The organism is Paralteromonas sediminis (assembly GCF_003820355.1).
In the GTDB taxonomy this organism is placed as follows: Bacteria; Pseudomonadota; Gammaproteobacteria; order Enterobacterales; family Alteromonadaceae; genus Alteromonas_F; species Alteromonas_F sediminis.
This window is the reverse complement of sequence record NZ_RPOK01000001.1, coordinates 656,831-671,893: the sequence shown is the minus strand read 5'-3', so window position 1 is coordinate 671,893 and position 15,063 is coordinate 656,831. Positions and strand designations below refer to the sequence as shown.

The following is a 15,063-nucleotide window of genomic DNA, read 5'->3' as shown; positions in this document are numbered from 1 at the left end:
TGCAACAGCAATAGTGCCGGCTATGCACAATTTCTTTCCAATTGGTTCAAAAACAAGCAGGTTAAGATCTATTATCCGATCCCGAACTGGTCAAACCACGTATAATAACTCTACAAATAATCAACCGATATGACCTTATATGGACTTGGAAAGATATTTTTTAGAGATGGGTGACACACACAACACTGAGCACCTAGACATGATTGCAGCACGAGCGAGTGCTATCGAAGCGCTTGCACTGGCTCGCGAACAACTGCTTGAGCAGCATGAATCAGAGTGAACGCGGCCCTAACGAGGGCCTTATTTTATTATTTTGAGACTAAAAGGATAAGTCCAGAGTTCACCCTGGCTGGCTTTTACTGCACCCACAATAACAAACACCAAATTGACCACAGCAAGAATAGCAAAGCCTAAAAAACCAATCAGCACGAACATTAAGATGTAACACACCACGGACGCGATGATCATGGTTATCATCCAGTTCAGGATCACTTTACCGTGACGATCAATCAATTCAGAGTCGTCTTTATTGGTTGCCCACATGATAACCGGTAACGCTAACCCAGCGTAGGGGATAAGATACCCTGCCAGTTGACTTAAATGCATAAGTGTTAAAAAAGTGCCTTGTTCCATACCCCATGGTCTGTTGTCCATTTTTTTTCCTTCTTCGTATTAAATATCAGTACAAACAACGGCGACTTGAATCCTGTCGTCCAAGTCTCTCGTATGCAATCGGCTTATCTCACCACACTGTTCTGATAAGTCTAGCCAGATTTGCCACTCTTTTTGCGCACTATTTGGTGACCAACGCAACACACTGCTGCCTTTTCCTGCCACTGCACTGCCGTCAGGTAACCAAGCATAATAAACGGTTTCAGCAGGCATCACCGTAAGTTGAGTTTTATCACCCGTTTCTGGGCTAAAAGCCATTAGCAACGTTTGCCCCTGATCTTGTTTCGAATAGCTAAATTTGTCTGACTGCGGTACGGCCCATAGACTCGCACCAATATTTTCATCAATTACTGTGTCAGAGCCGCCTAAATTGAGGCGTTGTAACGTATGCGGCTGACCTAAAATAAAGGCGAGTGCCTCGGTGTCATTTAGCCATACATGATACCCAACGGGTTCTGCGTGACTCAATTTGCCAATGGATTCACCTTTTTCATCAAAAGCCCATAACCATTGCTTCCCCGCAGAATCAACCAAAATGGTACTAAAGCCGTCCTTGTAAGGAGTGGGAGAATACTCAGACGTCGCTGATTGCGTTAAATTTACGGTGTTGCCTGCCTCAATGTCATAGGCCATCGCATCGGTTTGGTCAGCTTCACCTTGGGTGAACGACTGGGTATATAAAAGAATATTTTTGCCGTCTACAAAATGTGGCTGATTCGAATATGAGGCATTGTCGCTCACTTTTACGCTGGCTAATATGGCATCACCCTGCGCTTTCGACACATCAATGAGCCAAATATTTTGGGTTTGCTGTGCCATTGTCTGAATAGACACCCAGTATACAAGGCAAACAAAGAATCGTTTCATAGCATCCATTAAACGGAAGTTGTTATGCAGATGAACAGGCTACACCATAAATGCAGTTTTCGCTTGTGCTTTGTGGTTAGACCATGTCTTTCACAGTCAGGCTTGGTATAGTGACTTATCACAAGGTAAATCTCTTTGTTACTCTCAGGTTAAAGTATGTATCAGCCGAACCTTGATCAACTACTCCCCTATATCGACATTAGCGCCATACGCGCCCAAGGGGCTGGCGGACAAAATGTCAACAAGGTGTCATCTGCAATTCACTTGCGTTTTGACATTCGTGCATCAGCATTGCCTGATTACGTGAAAAAGAAATTGCTTGATGCTAACGACAGCCGAATCACAGCAGACGGCATATTAATCATTAAATCTCAATCTAATCGCACACAAGAGATGAATCGTCAGGCGGCGTTCCACAGGCTTATTGACATAATTTCTGTCGCTGGCCAGCAGCAAAAGGTACGAAAAGCGACGTCACCGAGCCGGGCCGCTAAGCGCAGGCGCGTTGATGACAAAAAGAAACGCGGTGACAAAAAAAGCCTGAGAAAAAAAGTCAAATTTGATTAGTTATTAGTGTAAAACATCAGCCTGAGAATATATTATTCTATTTTGGCATCTACTTTTCACGTTTAAGGAGCGGTAGTCTTGAGCCGTAATTCGCTTATTGATGCACTAATTAGCCTGTTGGGAGAGCAGAACGTTGCGGTTCACGCTCAGGATAAATCTCATTATGTAAAGGGCTGGCGCTCTGGGCAAGGCGATGCACTGGCTGTCGTTTTTCCACAATCACTTTTGCAGTACTGGCGTGTCTTGCAAGCGTGTGTGGAGGCTGACTGCATTATCATTATGCAAGCTGCTAACACTGGGTTAACGGAGGGATCTACGCCAGCCAGTCATGGGTATGATCGCGATATCGTAGTGATCAATACACTTGCCATGGACGGTTTACATATTTTGGGAGAAGGCGAGCAAGTGGTGAGCTTGCCTGGAGCAACCTTACACAAACTAGAAAAAACGCTGGCTGGATACGAGCGCGCGCCACACTCTGTGATTGGCTCATCTTGTCTTGGTGCATCCATTGTCGGGGGGATCGCCAATAATTCCGGCGGTGCCTTGGTCAAACGCGGTCCGGCGTATACTGAGTTGTCACTCTATGCAAAAGTAGATGAAAATGGCGAGCTGCAACTGGTTAATCACTTGGGTATCGAGTTAGGTGACTCGCCTGAAGCCATACTGCAAAACCTAGAAGACGGGTCGTTTGATAAAAGCATTACACCTCACACAGAAAAAGCATCAGCTACCGATTATGTTGATATCATCAGAGACATCGAGTCTCCGATTCCCGCGCGTTTTAACGCCGATACATCCAGACTTTTCGAGGCAAGTGGGTGTGCTGGAAAACTGGCTGTATTTGCCGTTAGATTAGACACCTTTGAACAACCAGAAAAAGTCAAAACGTATTATATTGGCACCAACAAGGCTGGCACACTCAACACCCTGAGGCGGCATATTTTATCAAACTTCACCCACCTGCCTGAAGTCGGTGAATACATGCACAGGGACATTTTTAATATCTCCCACCAATACGGCAAAGACACCTTTTTGAGTGTGGCTAAGCTAGGCACAGACAGTTTGCCAAAGCTGTTTGCGGCAAAGGGAAAAATTGATGCATTTTGTCAGCGAACGCCCTGGCTGCCGAATTATCTAACGGATAAAGTCATGCAATTTGGGGCCAAACTCTTCCCTGAGCACTTGCCCGAACGGTTACGTGAATTTGAACGCAAGTATGAGCACCACCTTATTGTAAAAATGAGTGATGCCGGTATCGAAGAAGCCGACGCATTTTTGCCTGCTTTTTTTGCCGATGCAGAAAAAGGTGAATATTTTGAATGCTCTGAACGCGAGGCCAGTAGTGCTTATCTGCACAGGTTCGCAGCGGCAGGTGCCGCTATGCGTTATCAAATTATACATGAGCAGCACGTGGGAGATATTCTTGCCCTGGATATCGCCTTGCCCCGAAATACGCAACACTGGGTAGAAACATTACCGCCAGAATTACACGAAAAAATTGAAAAACGCCTGTATTACGGCCACTTTTTCTGCCATGTCTTTCATCAAGATTACATTATCAAAAAAGGCGTTAATCCCGACCACGTGAAAGCCGAAATACTGGCGTTGCTTGACGCCAGAGGGGCTAAGTACCCCGCTGAACATAACGTGGGGCACCTGTATGATGCAGAGCCTCAGGTAAAAGCGTTTTATCGTTCGCTAGACCCGACCAACCGTTTTAATCCCGGTGTGGGTAAAATGGATAAACACAAACGCAATTGCAGTTGTTGCTGAGACTCCTTAGATGATGGATCTATTGGTTTAGAAATTGCGCTCACTAACGTGCCGACAGGAGCAGGGTTTGCATCTGTCAGAAAACCTACACAGGCCGCTAGCTAGGTTGCCAGTTCAGTCAGCTGGTCAAGTATCGCCATCACACGCTCACTGGCCTGCTCCATTTCGAGCAGGTGTGCAATGCCTGTTTCCTGGTCGCCTTGCTGAAACGCGCGCATGGCATCCACACCGTATTTGTGGACTTTTGCGTGCGGACCGTCCAGTTCTCTAAAAGCACTATTTCCTGCGAATTTCGTTTTACCATCTTGCTGATACCATTTCCCCAGTCTGCACATGGTGTGGTCTGCAAAATCTTCAATGCGCTTGGCACTTTTCCCCATTAGAACAGCGTAAACGTCGCCTTTCCACACGATATGGTCAAGCTTGACGGTTTGAATAAACGACCGGTGTGACGAGGCATCTATGGTCAGCTTCATCGCCTCACATCGCTCGATAATCCCCCCATAATGCGCATTAAGCTGGTTGACTCCTTCAGATAGCAGATCGTTATTCCCTTTAATCTCATCCACCGAGCTTACTGCACCTTTTGTTGAATCTATGATGGTATTCACTAGGTCAGCCACCTCACTGGCGGATTTATTTGTCTCAGTAGCCAGAGAACGCACCTCGTCAGCAACCACACTGAACCCCCTACCCGCATCACCGGCACGCGCGGCCTCGATAGCAGCATTGAGTGCAAGCAAGTTGGTTTGATCGGAGATGTTGGTAATCGTCGACACGAACTTGTTAATACTGTCAGCCTTCTCTGACAAGCCGTTTATACTCGACGACATACCAGACATCTTTGCCCCCATGTTATTCATGGATCCCACAATGCGCTCAAGAGATTCAGTGGAAACAGTAAACAACTCATTCATTTTTGCGACTGACCGGGCTTCTTCTTCGATAAGCTGGAAAGATTCAAAGACGGTCTGGCGGATGCCCTCAACCTGTGACATCGACTCTACCAAACAGCGCACAAGTTGTGACTCATTCGTGCCGCTATCAGTACTTTCAGACAACGATTGCTGTAGCGCTTTATTTTCCTGCTCTAGCTGTGCGTTGTCCTGCTCTAGTTGCGCAATTTTGGCATTTAACGCGTCGTTTTTTTGTTTTTCTTCTTCGTATTTGGCGGAAAAAACAAACATAATCACCTGTTCTTAGACTGCATGCTGAAAAATCAGCTTAGCGGAATTATAATGAATAAGGCAACACCGATTTAACCAAATGCCTTTTTGGGCGCAAGGAACAGCAATAACGCGCCTGCCATTGCGAATGCCCCTGCCATGCCAAAGGCTAGTTCGGCTCCAGCTCCATCTTGCCAGAGCTGGCCAGAAAGAAAATGACCCACAGCTCCGCCGATACCAAAAGTAAGACTGATATAAATGGCTTGCCCGCGCGATTGAAACTTATGCGGGAAAAAGTGATGAATGAAATGGACCGAGGTAGCGTGAGTCAGGCCAAAACTCAAAGCATGAAGCAACTGAGTGACGATAACTACCAGCCAGAGTTCTCCTGCAAAGCCCAGTGCCCACCACCTGATAGCAGTGAGCGCTAAACTGATAAAGAGTGTGAGTCTGACACCAAAACGAATTATTATCCTAGAGGCGACCAGGAAAATACCCACTTCTGCCAGTACGCCCAGTGCAATCAGTAGCCCTGTTTGCGTGCCATCGTATCCGAGATCCCGCATATACAGGGCAAAAAAGCCATAAAAAGTGCCAAAGCTCATTTGCAGAAGCAGTGAAGAAACAATGAAAACAACAAACGGCTTTTTAAGTGCTAGCGTCCAGGAACCTGACACGTCATCATGCTGCTGTGGCGTGTCGACAGGTGTTATGTACAAGGTTGCAATAAACAACAAGGCTAAGACAGCCGTACTCACGTAGATAGGCGTTTCACTACCAAAAACATCAATACTTTGACCGACGATGACGGCAAATACAATAAAACCGACACTGCCCCAAAGGCGGATTTTGCCATAGGACACCGATGTGGGCTTAAGATGCTGCAATGTAATGACTTCTAATTGCGGTAGAACAGCAGTCCAGAACATCATCATCAGTGCAAACACCAGGGTAAGCCACCAAAATCCCTGCACAAAAAACACGCCAGCAAACAGCACCACGGTCAGCAAACTGCCTAATTGCATGACCTGAAGTGGGTTGCCATGTTTATCCGCGACCCCTGCCCATAAACTGGGGCCAATAATACGGGTAAGCGTGATCAGCGCAAACAGCGTACCGATATCCGCCGAACTAAAGCCACGGCCATCGAGAAAAATACCAAGATACGGCGTCAGAATGCCTAACTGACCAAAATACAATAAATAGGTTAGCGATAAGATTATCAAAGGTCGGGAAATACGTGGCAGTATGCCTGCCACGTTAAGACTGTCCTACCTGACCAGGAATAGTGGGTGTTGGTGACTGCACCTGTGCATTTTGTGCTCGGTGACGCAAACAATGATCCATAAGTACAATGGCCAGCATAGCTTCAGCGATGGGTACTGCCCTTATGCCGACACAGGGGTCGTGGCGACCTTTAGTGACAATATCAGTTTCCTTGCCTTCTACGGTAATCGTTTTTCCCGGCACCGAGATACTTGATGTAGGCTTAAGTGCCATGTTGACAGTGATAGGCTGACCGGTCGAAATTCCCCCTAACACGCCGCCAGAGTGATTGGTTTCAAATCCGTCGGGCGTCAGGGTATCTCTGTGCTCACTGCCAAGTTGTTCGATGACACCAAATCCATCGCCAATTTCCACCCCTTTAACTGCATTGATGCCCATCATGGCATGTGCAATGTCTGCATCAAGGCGATCAAACACAGGCTCTCCCAAGCCTACGGGAACATTAGTTGCGTAAACAGAAACCTGCGCGCCCACGGAGTCACCACTTTTCTTTAAATCCCGCATGTAGGCATCTAAAGCTTCTAATTTGCCAGGTTCGGGACAGAAAAAGGGGTTGTCATTGATACTGTCAGGTGCCTCAAGTGCCATGCTAATGGGGCCGAGCTGAGATAAATAGCCCACTATCTCAATGCCAAATTCTTGCTTCAGGTATTTTTTAGCGATGGCGCCTGCGGCCACTCGTATCGCCGTTTCTCTGGCACTAGACCGTCCGCCCCCTCGATAATCTCGGGTGCCATACTTTTGTTGATAGGTATAATCAGCGTGTCCTGGACGGAAACGATCAGCAATTTTAGAATAATCCTGACTTCGCTGGTCTGTATTTTGAATGACCAGACCAATACTGGTGCCAGTAGTGACGCCCTCAAATACACCGGAGAGTATTTGCACTTCGTCGCCCTCTCTGCGCGCTGTGGTGTATCGAGATGTACCAGGCTTGCGTCTGTCTAAATCACCCTGCATGTCAGACTCATGGAGCGCGAGCCCTGGAGGGCAACCATCAATCACACCGCCGATCGCGATACCGTGACTTTCTCCGAATGTCGTGACACGAAATAGTTGCCCAATACTGTTACCAGCCATACTTCAAAAACCCTTACTCATCAAAATAATGCAATAAATCTTTCGCACTAACGGCGAATATACCGTGTCCACCCTGCTGTAAATTGACCCATTCAATGTTAAGCCCAGGAAACCGATTTTCCATATGTACCAGGCTATTGCCCACTTCAACAAATAACCAGCCATCAGGCGCTAGGTGAGAGTGAGCCTGCTTGAGTAGCTGGGAGACTAAATCGAGTCCATCCTCACCAGAAGCCAAGGCTAGTTCAGGTTCATGCTGAAATTCCGCCGGCAAATCTGCCATGTCTTCAGCATCCACATAAGGCGGGTTAGCAACGATAAGGTCGTACTCCTGCCCCTTTAGCGCAGCAAATAAATCTGACTGTAATGGAAAAACCCTGTCGCTCAATCCGTATTCCTGAATATTCATGTCGGCTACAGCCAGTGCGTCTTGGCTGATATCAGCAGCGTCCACGATAGCCTCGTCATAAGTAAGCGCCAGTGCAATAGCTATACATCCACCGCCAGTGCACATATCAAGTATACGCGTAGGCTCATGGTCGAGATAGGGTGAGAACTTCTCTGTGATCATTTCGGCAAACGGTGAACGGGGAATTAATACACGTTCATCGACATAAAATGGCAGCTCAGCAAACCAAGCTTGGTGGGTGATATAAGGCAACGGTAACCGTGTCTGTACCCGTTTAAGCACCAATTCCGACACCTTGTGTTTTTCACTGCGGGTCAAACGTGCATTAAACAAGCTGTCACCTGTTATTTGCGTCAATTGATGGGGAATATGCAGTGCATGAAATACCAGGGAAACCGCTTCATCCCAAGGGTTATCGGTGCCATGACCAAAATAGAGATCAGCGTCGACAAAGCGACTGACTGACCAACGAACAAAGTCCAGCACGGAGTGCAGATCGTCGATGGCTTCTTCTAGGTAGATTTTATCTGTCATTTTGGAGGTGTGCAGGTGAACGAACAGCGGGTATCATACCCAATGCGAGTAGTAATTACATCTCAAAATAATCAAGGGCAAAATATACATGAGTGAAGACGATGCTGACGTGTTCAGACAGCATGTCATGGGTGTTACACCATTAGAACAAGACAAGCATACCTTTAAAGCAAACGCTAAAAAGTCTGCGCAGGCAAAGCTCAGACAAAAAAATGCGCAGGGCGACAGACAGGCCGCTGCCAGCTTTGCTTTTTCTGATGTTTATCAGGCACATTTTGATGAAACAGGCCCACTTCGCTACTGCCGTGATGATGTACCCACATATGTGCTCAAACAGCTTCGCCGAGGCGAATACGCCCCACAATGGGTACTGGATTGCCATGGCATGACACGCGAGCAAATGAAGCAAGAATTGCTGGCCATGCTACATGCAGCAAACAAAGCGCATATTGCTTGTGTGAACATCCTGCATGGGATTGGCGGGGGCGTGCTCAAACATGCACTGCCCAATTATTTGGTTCAGCACCCTGCAGTGCGGGCATTCCATCAGGCGCCGTTGGAATATGGTGGCCACGGCGCACTCTTGGTATTACTCGAGTATTCAACAGAACAATAAAGAGTTATTTTTCAGGGTCTGCACTATTGTGAACAAACATATAGGTATAATATGCCCCCATCACTATCACAATAAAGATACCCAGTAGAGAGCCCCACACAACAGGATCGGCAAACAGGGATAACATGGTATTTCTCCTTCTTTAAACTGTTGTATACAGGTTACTGAAGAAATGAAAATGCTATCCTGATGTGGATCAAAGCTGAGGGCGAATTACCAACCGATAAGTTTTCTAAACCAGCCTTTCTGCAAATCATCCTCACAACGCTTCAGTTGTGTGGCATAACGCAAAGAACGCTCTTTGACTCGCTGGGCAACCTTTTTCAGCCACGCCTTATTGTTGTATGTAGCCCGACGGTAACCACCCCAGCCCTCGTGGTAATTCAAATACTGAGCATAGGCATCCCATTTAGAGATACGATTAACCGTGTGCGTTTTGTAAATAAACCAGCCCATAAAATCGATGGCATCGTCGAAATCATCTCGATCAGCGCCGCGGTTACCGGTCTCGCGAATGTAGTCTTGCCACGTGGGCGTTTTGGCTTGCGAGTAGCCGTATGCCGACGACACACGTCCCCAGGGGATAAGCCCGAAAAAAATGCGCTTTTTAGGCGGTTTAGCGTCATGGCGGAAACTGCTTTCCTGGTACATCATGGCCATAGGCACGTGAATAGGTACCCCCCATTTGTCCCGAGCATCTGCCGCCGCATCATACCAATCATCCTTTTCGTAAAAAATGTCACAAAGGTTACTCACATTTTTAGGGGGCGCAGTGGCACAGCCCGCCAAAACAACTGGTACGATGAGCAGCATCAGGATGAACTTTCGGCAAATCATCGGTCTGACTTTATAGTTCTAGCAAAATGTGTGTTTCCCTGGAACATTTCAATGCCTGATTGTGGTAGTCAGGCATTTTTTTTTGCCGGCGCTTCAGCAAAATACTGCTTAATAAAATCATCAAAGGGCACGTCCTCTATCTGTTCTTTTTCTCTTTGCGACTGCAATGATGCGGCAGCCTGTTGCTTGAACATGTCACTGTTAAGGTGCACGTAGTTATGATCCCTTAGTTGGGCACGATATTGCTCTGCCAGATCCAGTCCAAGTTCACCATTATCCTTGTTGTGCGCCAACAAATTACTCAACCAGCGTCCAGAGAAGGTTTTGCTTGGATCAAGCACTTTATCCCACTCCTCGTCCACTGCTTCTGTATATCTGCGGGTATCATTGGCGGTGTCCAGTAGTGAAGCTGTTTGTCTGAACTCCTCAAACAGCTGCTCTGCCCACACCTGCATCGCAAAGCTTTGCCCGTCTTTTTGCAGGATGAGACCAGGTCGACGCCCTTCTAATACCACTGATTTGAAGTTAGCCTGTGTTTCCTGAACACCTGCTGAATCCAGTTTCATGCTGGGTTTAATCAAACAGGTCAGTAAAAATACATCGAGGAAAGCAAACTGCGTTTTATTTATTCCAACGGGTGAGTACGGGTTGACGTCCAGTGCTCGCACCTCGATGTAATTAACGCCACGGCGCACCAACGCATCAGTAGGTTTTTCCATGGATTGCGTTGGCTGTTTAGGCCGAATAGAGGAATACAGCTCATTTTCAATTTGCAGAATATTAGGGCTCAATTGTTGCCAGTTCCCTTCCTCTCCAGACGCAAACTGCGAAAAGCGCTCTGACTTGGTTAACATGGCTTCACGAAGCAGGGCTACATAGTTGTCCAGCTCGTTATAGCAAATCTGTAATTTGGCCTGCTCTTTGTTGGTATACCCCAAATCACTGAGCCTGAGCGATGTTGCATGGGGCAAGTAATAAGACCCGACCCCTACTTTTTCAAAGGGCAAGTTATGGGGCTTATCCTTGATGAAAGATCCACAAATAGCCGGTGAAGCCCCATACAAGTATGGGATAAGCCAGCTATATCGACGGTAATTTCTAAGTAACGAAAAATACTGTGCTGAGACCATATCCTGATCGACCGGCTGACCAGTCACCTCCCCCCAAATAGCCCAAAAAGTATCTGGCAATGAGAAGTTAAAGTGCACACCGGAAATCACCTGCATCATACTGCCGTAACGATTTTTTAAGCCAACGCGATACACACGCTTCATTTTGGCAATGTTCGACTCACCATAAAATGCCAGCGGAATACTGTTTTCGTCGTCAATGTAGCACGGCATGCTCAGCGGCCATAAACGCTCATCACCGATATTTTCATTAACAAACTTATGGATATCTGCAAGCTGCTCTAACGTTTTATCAGTGTTGCTCTCAGGTGGCGTAATAAACTCAAGCAAAGACTCTGAAAAGTCAGTAGTGATATATTCGTGTTCTAGTGCCGAGCCGAGCTTTTCAGGGTGGCCTGTTAACGCGAGGGAGCCATTTTGATTAATGCGCAGGGCCTCTCGTTCGACCCCGTGCTTTATTTCCTTTAACGCCTGGTATGGCTGATGTGCAATTAAGCGTTCAAGTCGTTCTTGGAATGTTGCATTTGGTTTTGTCAAAATGATGTACTCGTTTTAGTCTTAACTTTCCTTCACTGAGGAAGTTCAAGCGTTTTTATAGGCAAGCCCAAGGCGTTAAGCTGAGCGGCCAGTTGCTGTTTGTCTCCAACCACAATGATTTGTAAATCATCAGGCTGCAATCCTACTTGAGCGATGGTATTGATGTCTGCTTCTGTTATGGAATTAATAATAGCAAGTTGCTGACGCCTGTAATCAACTGGCAAATCAAAACCCATCATTTTTCTCAAGAAAAATGCCTTGCTCACCGGTGTTTCATAATTCAGCGCGTCAAACTGCGAATAGGCGCTACGCATAAACCGCATTTCTTCTGCGGTTATCCCCTGCTCTCTAAACGTTTTAATTTCCTGCAGTATTTCGCTGATAGCAAGTGCCGTACTCTGTCGCTGCACATCAGCCCTGACTTCATACCACCCTAATGTTTTACCGCCAATAAAATTAGCCGATGCACCATAGGTAATACTTTTATCCTCGCGCAAGTTTAAATTAATCCTGCTGTTAAACGCAGCGCCCAGAGAAAAGTTCATCAATTGAGACTTAAAAAATGGGCCTGTTGCATCAAAGGGCCTATCTCGTTTGACCAGCATCACCACACTTTGCAAGGCCAAAGGATTATCAATCACATAAATAGCCTGTTCCTGATACTCAGGAAAATCCAGATATTGAGGAATGTCATAGGCTTGATCACTTAGACCTTCAAGAAATGAAAGGAGATCTTTTGCTTTTCTTTCACTGACATTGCCGACGATTACCGCATGTGCTCTATGTGTCGTCAGGTAGCGCTTGTAGAAGCTTTTTACATCTGCCAGCGTCATAGACTGAATGCTCGTTATCGTGCCTTCATCGGGTAAGCTCACTCTGTTATGACTGCCAAAAAGCAACGTATCCCGGGCCTGTAAAGCCATGGCACTTGCATCCTGAGCTTGTTGCCTTTTTCCTTCCAGCAACTGCGCTTTTACACGCTCAAATTCGTCGGCATTAAATGCCGGTCTGAGTAATTTTTCCTCCACTAAGGCCATGGTCTTCTCGACATGCCGCGTCAATGCCGACACCTCAACCTGAATAAAACGCCCACTTGCCGTTACCGACACCTGACTTCCGAGTTTTTCCAGCTCATTGGCAATTTCTTCATTACCAAAATGCTGGGTCGATTCGTTCATCAACATAGCGGTTAATGATGCCAGCCCTGCTTTTTCGATGGGCTCCAGCAACACACCACCCTCAAAGCCAATAGACAGGGTTACCGTGGGGGTTTCATCATAGTAAATCCCCATGACATCAACGCCATTTGCAAGCTGTGAACGCCAGAAAGGAGGTACCTCGACCACTGGGGCTGGGCCGGGTTCAGGCACAGTTGTGCGGTCGAACTCACTGACTGTCTTACGTGTGGTTAGCCTCTCAGAAGCACGCGCTTTAATGACTCTGTCAGGAACGCGATAGTTACTTGTTCTTGCAGCCATATCATCCTGGTCGGCAGGCACTATACTTAAAATCACGCTGGCATTGTCTTTAATATATTGATGAAAGACTCTCATCACATCATCTTTTGTGACGCTCTGGTATCGTCTTACGTCTTCATCAAGCAAATCCGGTGTGCCATAAAACGTCTCATTGGCAGCTAAAAGGCTGACCTTCCCCTCAACACTTTGCAACTCAAATACTGCATTGGCCTTTATACCGGCCTTCACCCGGTTAAGGTCGTCTGCCACCACGCCCCTTTGCTCAAATTCGTCAAGCGTTTCTTTGATCGCTTTTTCAATTAACGCTAAGTTTGGCACGATTTCAGGGTTGGCCAGTACAATGATTTGAAACTCACAGGCGAGCTCTCGACACGGATGCGCAACAACGGCTTGAACGGCCTGACCTGTTTTCACCAAATTTTTGTATAGCAATGCATTTTTGCCCCCACCGAGGATATCTGCCAACACATCCAACGGCGCTTCATCAGGATGTCGTGCATAAACCGTTGGATAGGTTTTTTGTAGTAACGGAAGGTGTACCTGATCGTGCAATGTGATGTAGCGGTCATCTTGTAATGACACCACATCAGGCTTTGCTTTTTCCACTTGAGGACCCGCCGGAATATCGGAAAAATAACGAGCAACTATCGCTTTAGTCTGCTCGATGTGAATGTCACCCCCAATGGTTAAGACAGCATTGTTTGGGCCATACCAGCGGAGGAAAAATTGTTTAAGATCACTGACATCAACCCGATTTAAGTCTTCAACATAGCCAATTGTCGGCCATGAATAAGGGTGTTCTGGCGGATAAAGCGCCTGCGCAATACGCTCATCGCGCAGGCCATAGGGCTGATTGTCTATCAATTCAGCGCGCTCGTTTTTCACTGTTTCTCGCTGAATTTCAAACTTTTTTTGGTCCACCGCATCTAATAAAAAGCCCATACGGTCCGATTCCAACCACAACACGCGTTCCAAGTGATTAGCGGGCACAGTCTGAAAGTAATTGGTTCTGTCACTGTTGGTTGTGCCGTTCAGCTCTCCACCTGCTTCCGTAATGAGCTTAAAATGCTGCTCATCGGCCACGTGCTTTGAACCCTGAAACATCATATGTTCAAAGAAATGTGCAAAACCACTACGCCCAGGGACTTCACGCGCAGAGCCAACATGGTAGGTCACATCAACGTGTACTAAGGGGTCAGAGTTGTCCTGGTGTAAAATGACCGTGAGTCCGTTATCCAGCTGATATTTTTCATGGGCTAGCTGTAATTGAGGTTCAGAAGCGTCGTGTAAAGACAGACGAGACACGTTTTGGCATGAAACAAGACTGGTACAAATCAACATGCCCACACTGGCCATGATATATGGTCGCACCCTTCTACTGCTCATAAAAGCGAATCCGTGTTGTATTGAAATTGAGTAGACGAGCAGTGTCTTAAAAGTAGCGACTGACTGTCAACCTGCATGAGATAGTTGGTAACAAAATTGGGATTTACCCTCAGTTTGCCTTACACTCATAAACGATGAAAGGAGTGGGACCAAACATGCTGATTGATTATGAATTTGGACTATCACAGTTAAGTGGTAATCAGGCGTTACTCATTACGCTCTACACACGTTTGCACGATGAATATAAAGAGGCAGACCAACAGCTCTCGACACTGCAAGCAGAGGGTAAATTGGATGAGGCAAAAACGCTTATCCATACACTCAAAGGTGTTGCAGGAAATTTAGGCTGTCAGCGTTTGCATCAAATCAGCCGTGAGTATGACGAAGAAATTAAAAACGGCTCTGTTTCAGCGAACACCCAAGCAGCCTTCACCGACGCACTTGGACAGACTATTGATTTATTGGCCAGAGTTATTGCCTCGGGCCAGGTTCCACCGCCTGAACAGTCCTCTTCAGAAGGCGAGGCCGGACAAAAACTGCCGCTGTCTGACAACCTTAAGAAACTGGTCTCAGCACTGAATAACAATGAATTTGTGGCACCTGATCACCTGTCAGCCTGCATGGCTGAACTTGACCTTGATGAACCACAAAAAGAGGCTCTGGCTCAAGCGATTAACACGCTAGATTATCATCGTGCGCTTGCGATTCTGGTTAACTAAAA

At 46.7% G+C, this 15,063-nt stretch carries 15 protein-coding genes; 5 read left to right on the top strand and 10 right to left on the bottom strand.

What is annotated here, in order from left to right; all coding sequences use genetic code 11:
- Positions 1 to 139: 139 nt before the first annotated feature.
- Positions 140 to 280, top strand: a complete 141-nt coding sequence (locus tag DRW07_RS18240) for a hypothetical protein (RefSeq protein ID WP_165870379.1) — start codon at positions 140 to 142, stop codon at positions 278 to 280.
- A gap of 20 nt (positions 281 to 300) precedes the next feature.
- On the opposite strand, the gene DRW07_RS03080 is transcribed toward DRW07_RS18240, so the two are convergent.
- Both DRW07_RS03080 and DRW07_RS03075 read right to left on the bottom strand, forming a co-directional pair.
- The gene (locus DRW07_RS03080) at positions 301 to 654 is read right to left on the bottom strand and encodes a DUF4870 domain-containing protein (protein WP_124026408.1); all 354 of its coding nucleotides are present in this window, start codon (positions 652 to 654) and stop codon (positions 301 to 303) included.
- Positions 655 to 672: 18 nt separating this feature from the next.
- Positions 673 to 1,539, bottom strand: a complete 867-nt coding sequence (locus DRW07_RS03075; protein ID WP_165870378.1) for a hypothetical protein — start codon at positions 1,537 to 1,539, stop codon at positions 673 to 675.
- Positions 1,540 to 1,695: 156 nt separating this feature from the next.
- On the opposite strand from DRW07_RS03075, the gene arfB reads away from it, so the two are divergent.
- Both arfB and dld read left to right on the top strand, forming a co-directional pair.
- Positions 1,696 to 2,106: an alternative ribosome rescue aminoacyl-tRNA hydrolase ArfB gene (gene arfB / locus DRW07_RS03070; RefSeq protein WP_124026406.1), complete on the top strand. Its 411-nt coding sequence runs from the start codon at positions 1,696 to 1,698 to the stop codon at positions 2,104 to 2,106.
- A 78-nt stretch (positions 2,107 to 2,184) separates the two neighbouring features.
- Complete coding sequence (gene dld, locus DRW07_RS03065) at positions 2,185 to 3,882, top strand: D-lactate dehydrogenase (RefSeq protein ID WP_124026405.1); 1,698 nt, start codon at positions 2,185 to 2,187, stop codon at positions 3,880 to 3,882.
- Positions 3,883 to 3,983: 101 nt separating this feature from the next.
- On the opposite strand, the gene DRW07_RS03060 is transcribed toward dld, so the two are convergent.
- The 4 genes from DRW07_RS03060 to prmB all read right to left on the bottom strand — a co-directional run bounded on the left by DRW07_RS03060 (position 3,984) and on the right by prmB (position 8,358).
- Complete coding sequence (locus DRW07_RS03060; RefSeq protein WP_124026404.1) at positions 3,984 to 5,069, bottom strand: methyl-accepting chemotaxis protein; 1,086 nt, start codon at positions 5,067 to 5,069, stop codon at positions 3,984 to 3,986.
- 71 nt (positions 5,070 to 5,140) lie between these two features.
- Entirely contained in the window at positions 5,141 to 6,307 is a 1,167-nt protein-coding gene (locus DRW07_RS03055; RefSeq protein ID WP_240630488.1) for an MFS transporter, read from the bottom strand.
- A 1-nt stretch (position 6,308) separates the two neighbouring features.
- Positions 6,309 to 7,415, bottom strand: coding sequence for a chorismate synthase (aroC, locus tag DRW07_RS03050; protein WP_124026403.1), 1,107 nt, complete (start codon positions 7,413 to 7,415; stop codon positions 6,309 to 6,311).
- 13 nt (positions 7,416 to 7,428) lie between these two features.
- Positions 7,429 to 8,358, bottom strand: coding sequence for a 50S ribosomal protein L3 N(5)-glutamine methyltransferase (prmB, locus tag DRW07_RS03045; RefSeq protein ID WP_124026402.1), 930 nt, complete (start codon positions 8,356 to 8,358; stop codon positions 7,429 to 7,431).
- Between the two features lie 88 nt (positions 8,359 to 8,446).
- Between prmB and smrB the strand changes: the two genes are divergently transcribed.
- Positions 8,447 to 8,974: an endonuclease SmrB gene (gene smrB, locus DRW07_RS03040; protein WP_124026401.1), complete on the top strand. Its 528-nt coding sequence runs from the start codon at positions 8,447 to 8,449 to the stop codon at positions 8,972 to 8,974.
- A 4-nt stretch (positions 8,975 to 8,978) separates the two neighbouring features.
- On the opposite strand, the gene DRW07_RS03035 is transcribed toward smrB, so the two are convergent.
- The 4 genes from DRW07_RS03035 to DRW07_RS03020 form a co-directional block, all read right to left on the bottom strand.
- Positions 8,979 to 9,101, bottom strand: coding sequence for a DUF3149 domain-containing protein (locus DRW07_RS03035; RefSeq protein WP_124026400.1), 123 nt, complete (start codon positions 9,099 to 9,101; stop codon positions 8,979 to 8,981).
- Positions 9,102 to 9,187: 86 nt separating this feature from the next.
- Positions 9,188 to 9,787, bottom strand: coding sequence for a transglycosylase SLT domain-containing protein (locus tag DRW07_RS03030; RefSeq protein WP_240630487.1), 600 nt, complete (start codon positions 9,785 to 9,787; stop codon positions 9,188 to 9,190).
- Positions 9,788 to 9,879: 92 nt separating this feature from the next.
- Entirely contained in the window at positions 9,880 to 11,478 is a 1,599-nt protein-coding gene (gene gshA, locus DRW07_RS03025; protein WP_124026398.1) for a glutamate--cysteine ligase, read from the bottom strand.
- 32 nt (positions 11,479 to 11,510) lie between these two features.
- Positions 11,511 to 14,342: a M16 family metallopeptidase gene (locus DRW07_RS03020; RefSeq protein ID WP_124026397.1), complete on the bottom strand. Its 2,832-nt coding sequence runs from the start codon at positions 14,340 to 14,342 to the stop codon at positions 11,511 to 11,513.
- A gap of 155 nt (positions 14,343 to 14,497) precedes the next feature.
- Here DRW07_RS03020 and DRW07_RS03015 point away from each other — a divergent pair, with 155 nt between their 5' ends.
- The gene (locus DRW07_RS03015; RefSeq protein WP_124026396.1) at positions 14,498 to 15,061 is read left to right on the top strand and encodes an Hpt domain-containing protein; all 564 of its coding nucleotides are present in this window, start codon (positions 14,498 to 14,500) and stop codon (positions 15,059 to 15,061) included.
- Positions 15,062 to 15,063: the final 2 nt, after the last annotated feature.

Bases quoted from the DNA above. Each gene is read 5' to 3' on its own strand.
- DRW07_RS18240 (WP_165870379.1), top strand. From the start codon at position 140: ATGGACTTGGAAAGATATTTTTTAGAGATGGGTGACACACACAACACT.
- DRW07_RS03080 (WP_124026408.1), bottom strand. From the start codon at position 654: ATGGACAACAGACCATGGGGTATGGAACAAGGCACTTTTTTAACACTT.
- DRW07_RS03075 (WP_165870378.1), bottom strand. From the start codon at position 1,539: ATGAAACGATTCTTTGTTTGCCTTGTATACTGGGTGTCTATTCAGACA.
- arfB (WP_124026406.1), top strand. From the start codon at position 1,696: ATGTATCAGCCGAACCTTGATCAACTACTCCCCTATATCGACATTAGC.
- DRW07_RS03060 (WP_124026404.1), bottom strand. From the start codon at position 5,069: ATGTTTGTTTTTTCCGCCAAATACGAAGAAGAAAAACAAAAAAACGAC.
- aroC (WP_124026403.1), bottom strand. From the start codon at position 7,415: ATGGCTGGTAACAGTATTGGGCAACTATTTCGTGTCACGACATTCGGA.
- prmB (WP_124026402.1), bottom strand. From the start codon at position 8,358: ATGACAGATAAAATCTACCTAGAAGAAGCCATCGACGATCTGCACTCC.
- smrB (WP_124026401.1), top strand. From the start codon at position 8,447: ATGAGTGAAGACGATGCTGACGTGTTCAGACAGCATGTCATGGGTGTT.
- DRW07_RS03035 (WP_124026400.1), bottom strand. From the start codon at position 9,101: ATGTTATCCCTGTTTGCCGATCCTGTTGTGTGGGGCTCTCTACTGGGT.
- DRW07_RS03030 (WP_240630487.1), bottom strand. From the start codon at position 9,787: ATGCTGCTCATCGTACCAGTTGTTTTGGCGGGCTGTGCCACTGCGCCC.
- DRW07_RS03020 (WP_124026397.1), bottom strand. From the start codon at position 14,342: ATGAGCAGTAGAAGGGTGCGACCATATATCATGGCCAGTGTGGGCATG.
- DRW07_RS03015 (WP_124026396.1), top strand. From the start codon at position 14,498: ATGCTGATTGATTATGAATTTGGACTATCACAGTTAAGTGGTAATCAG.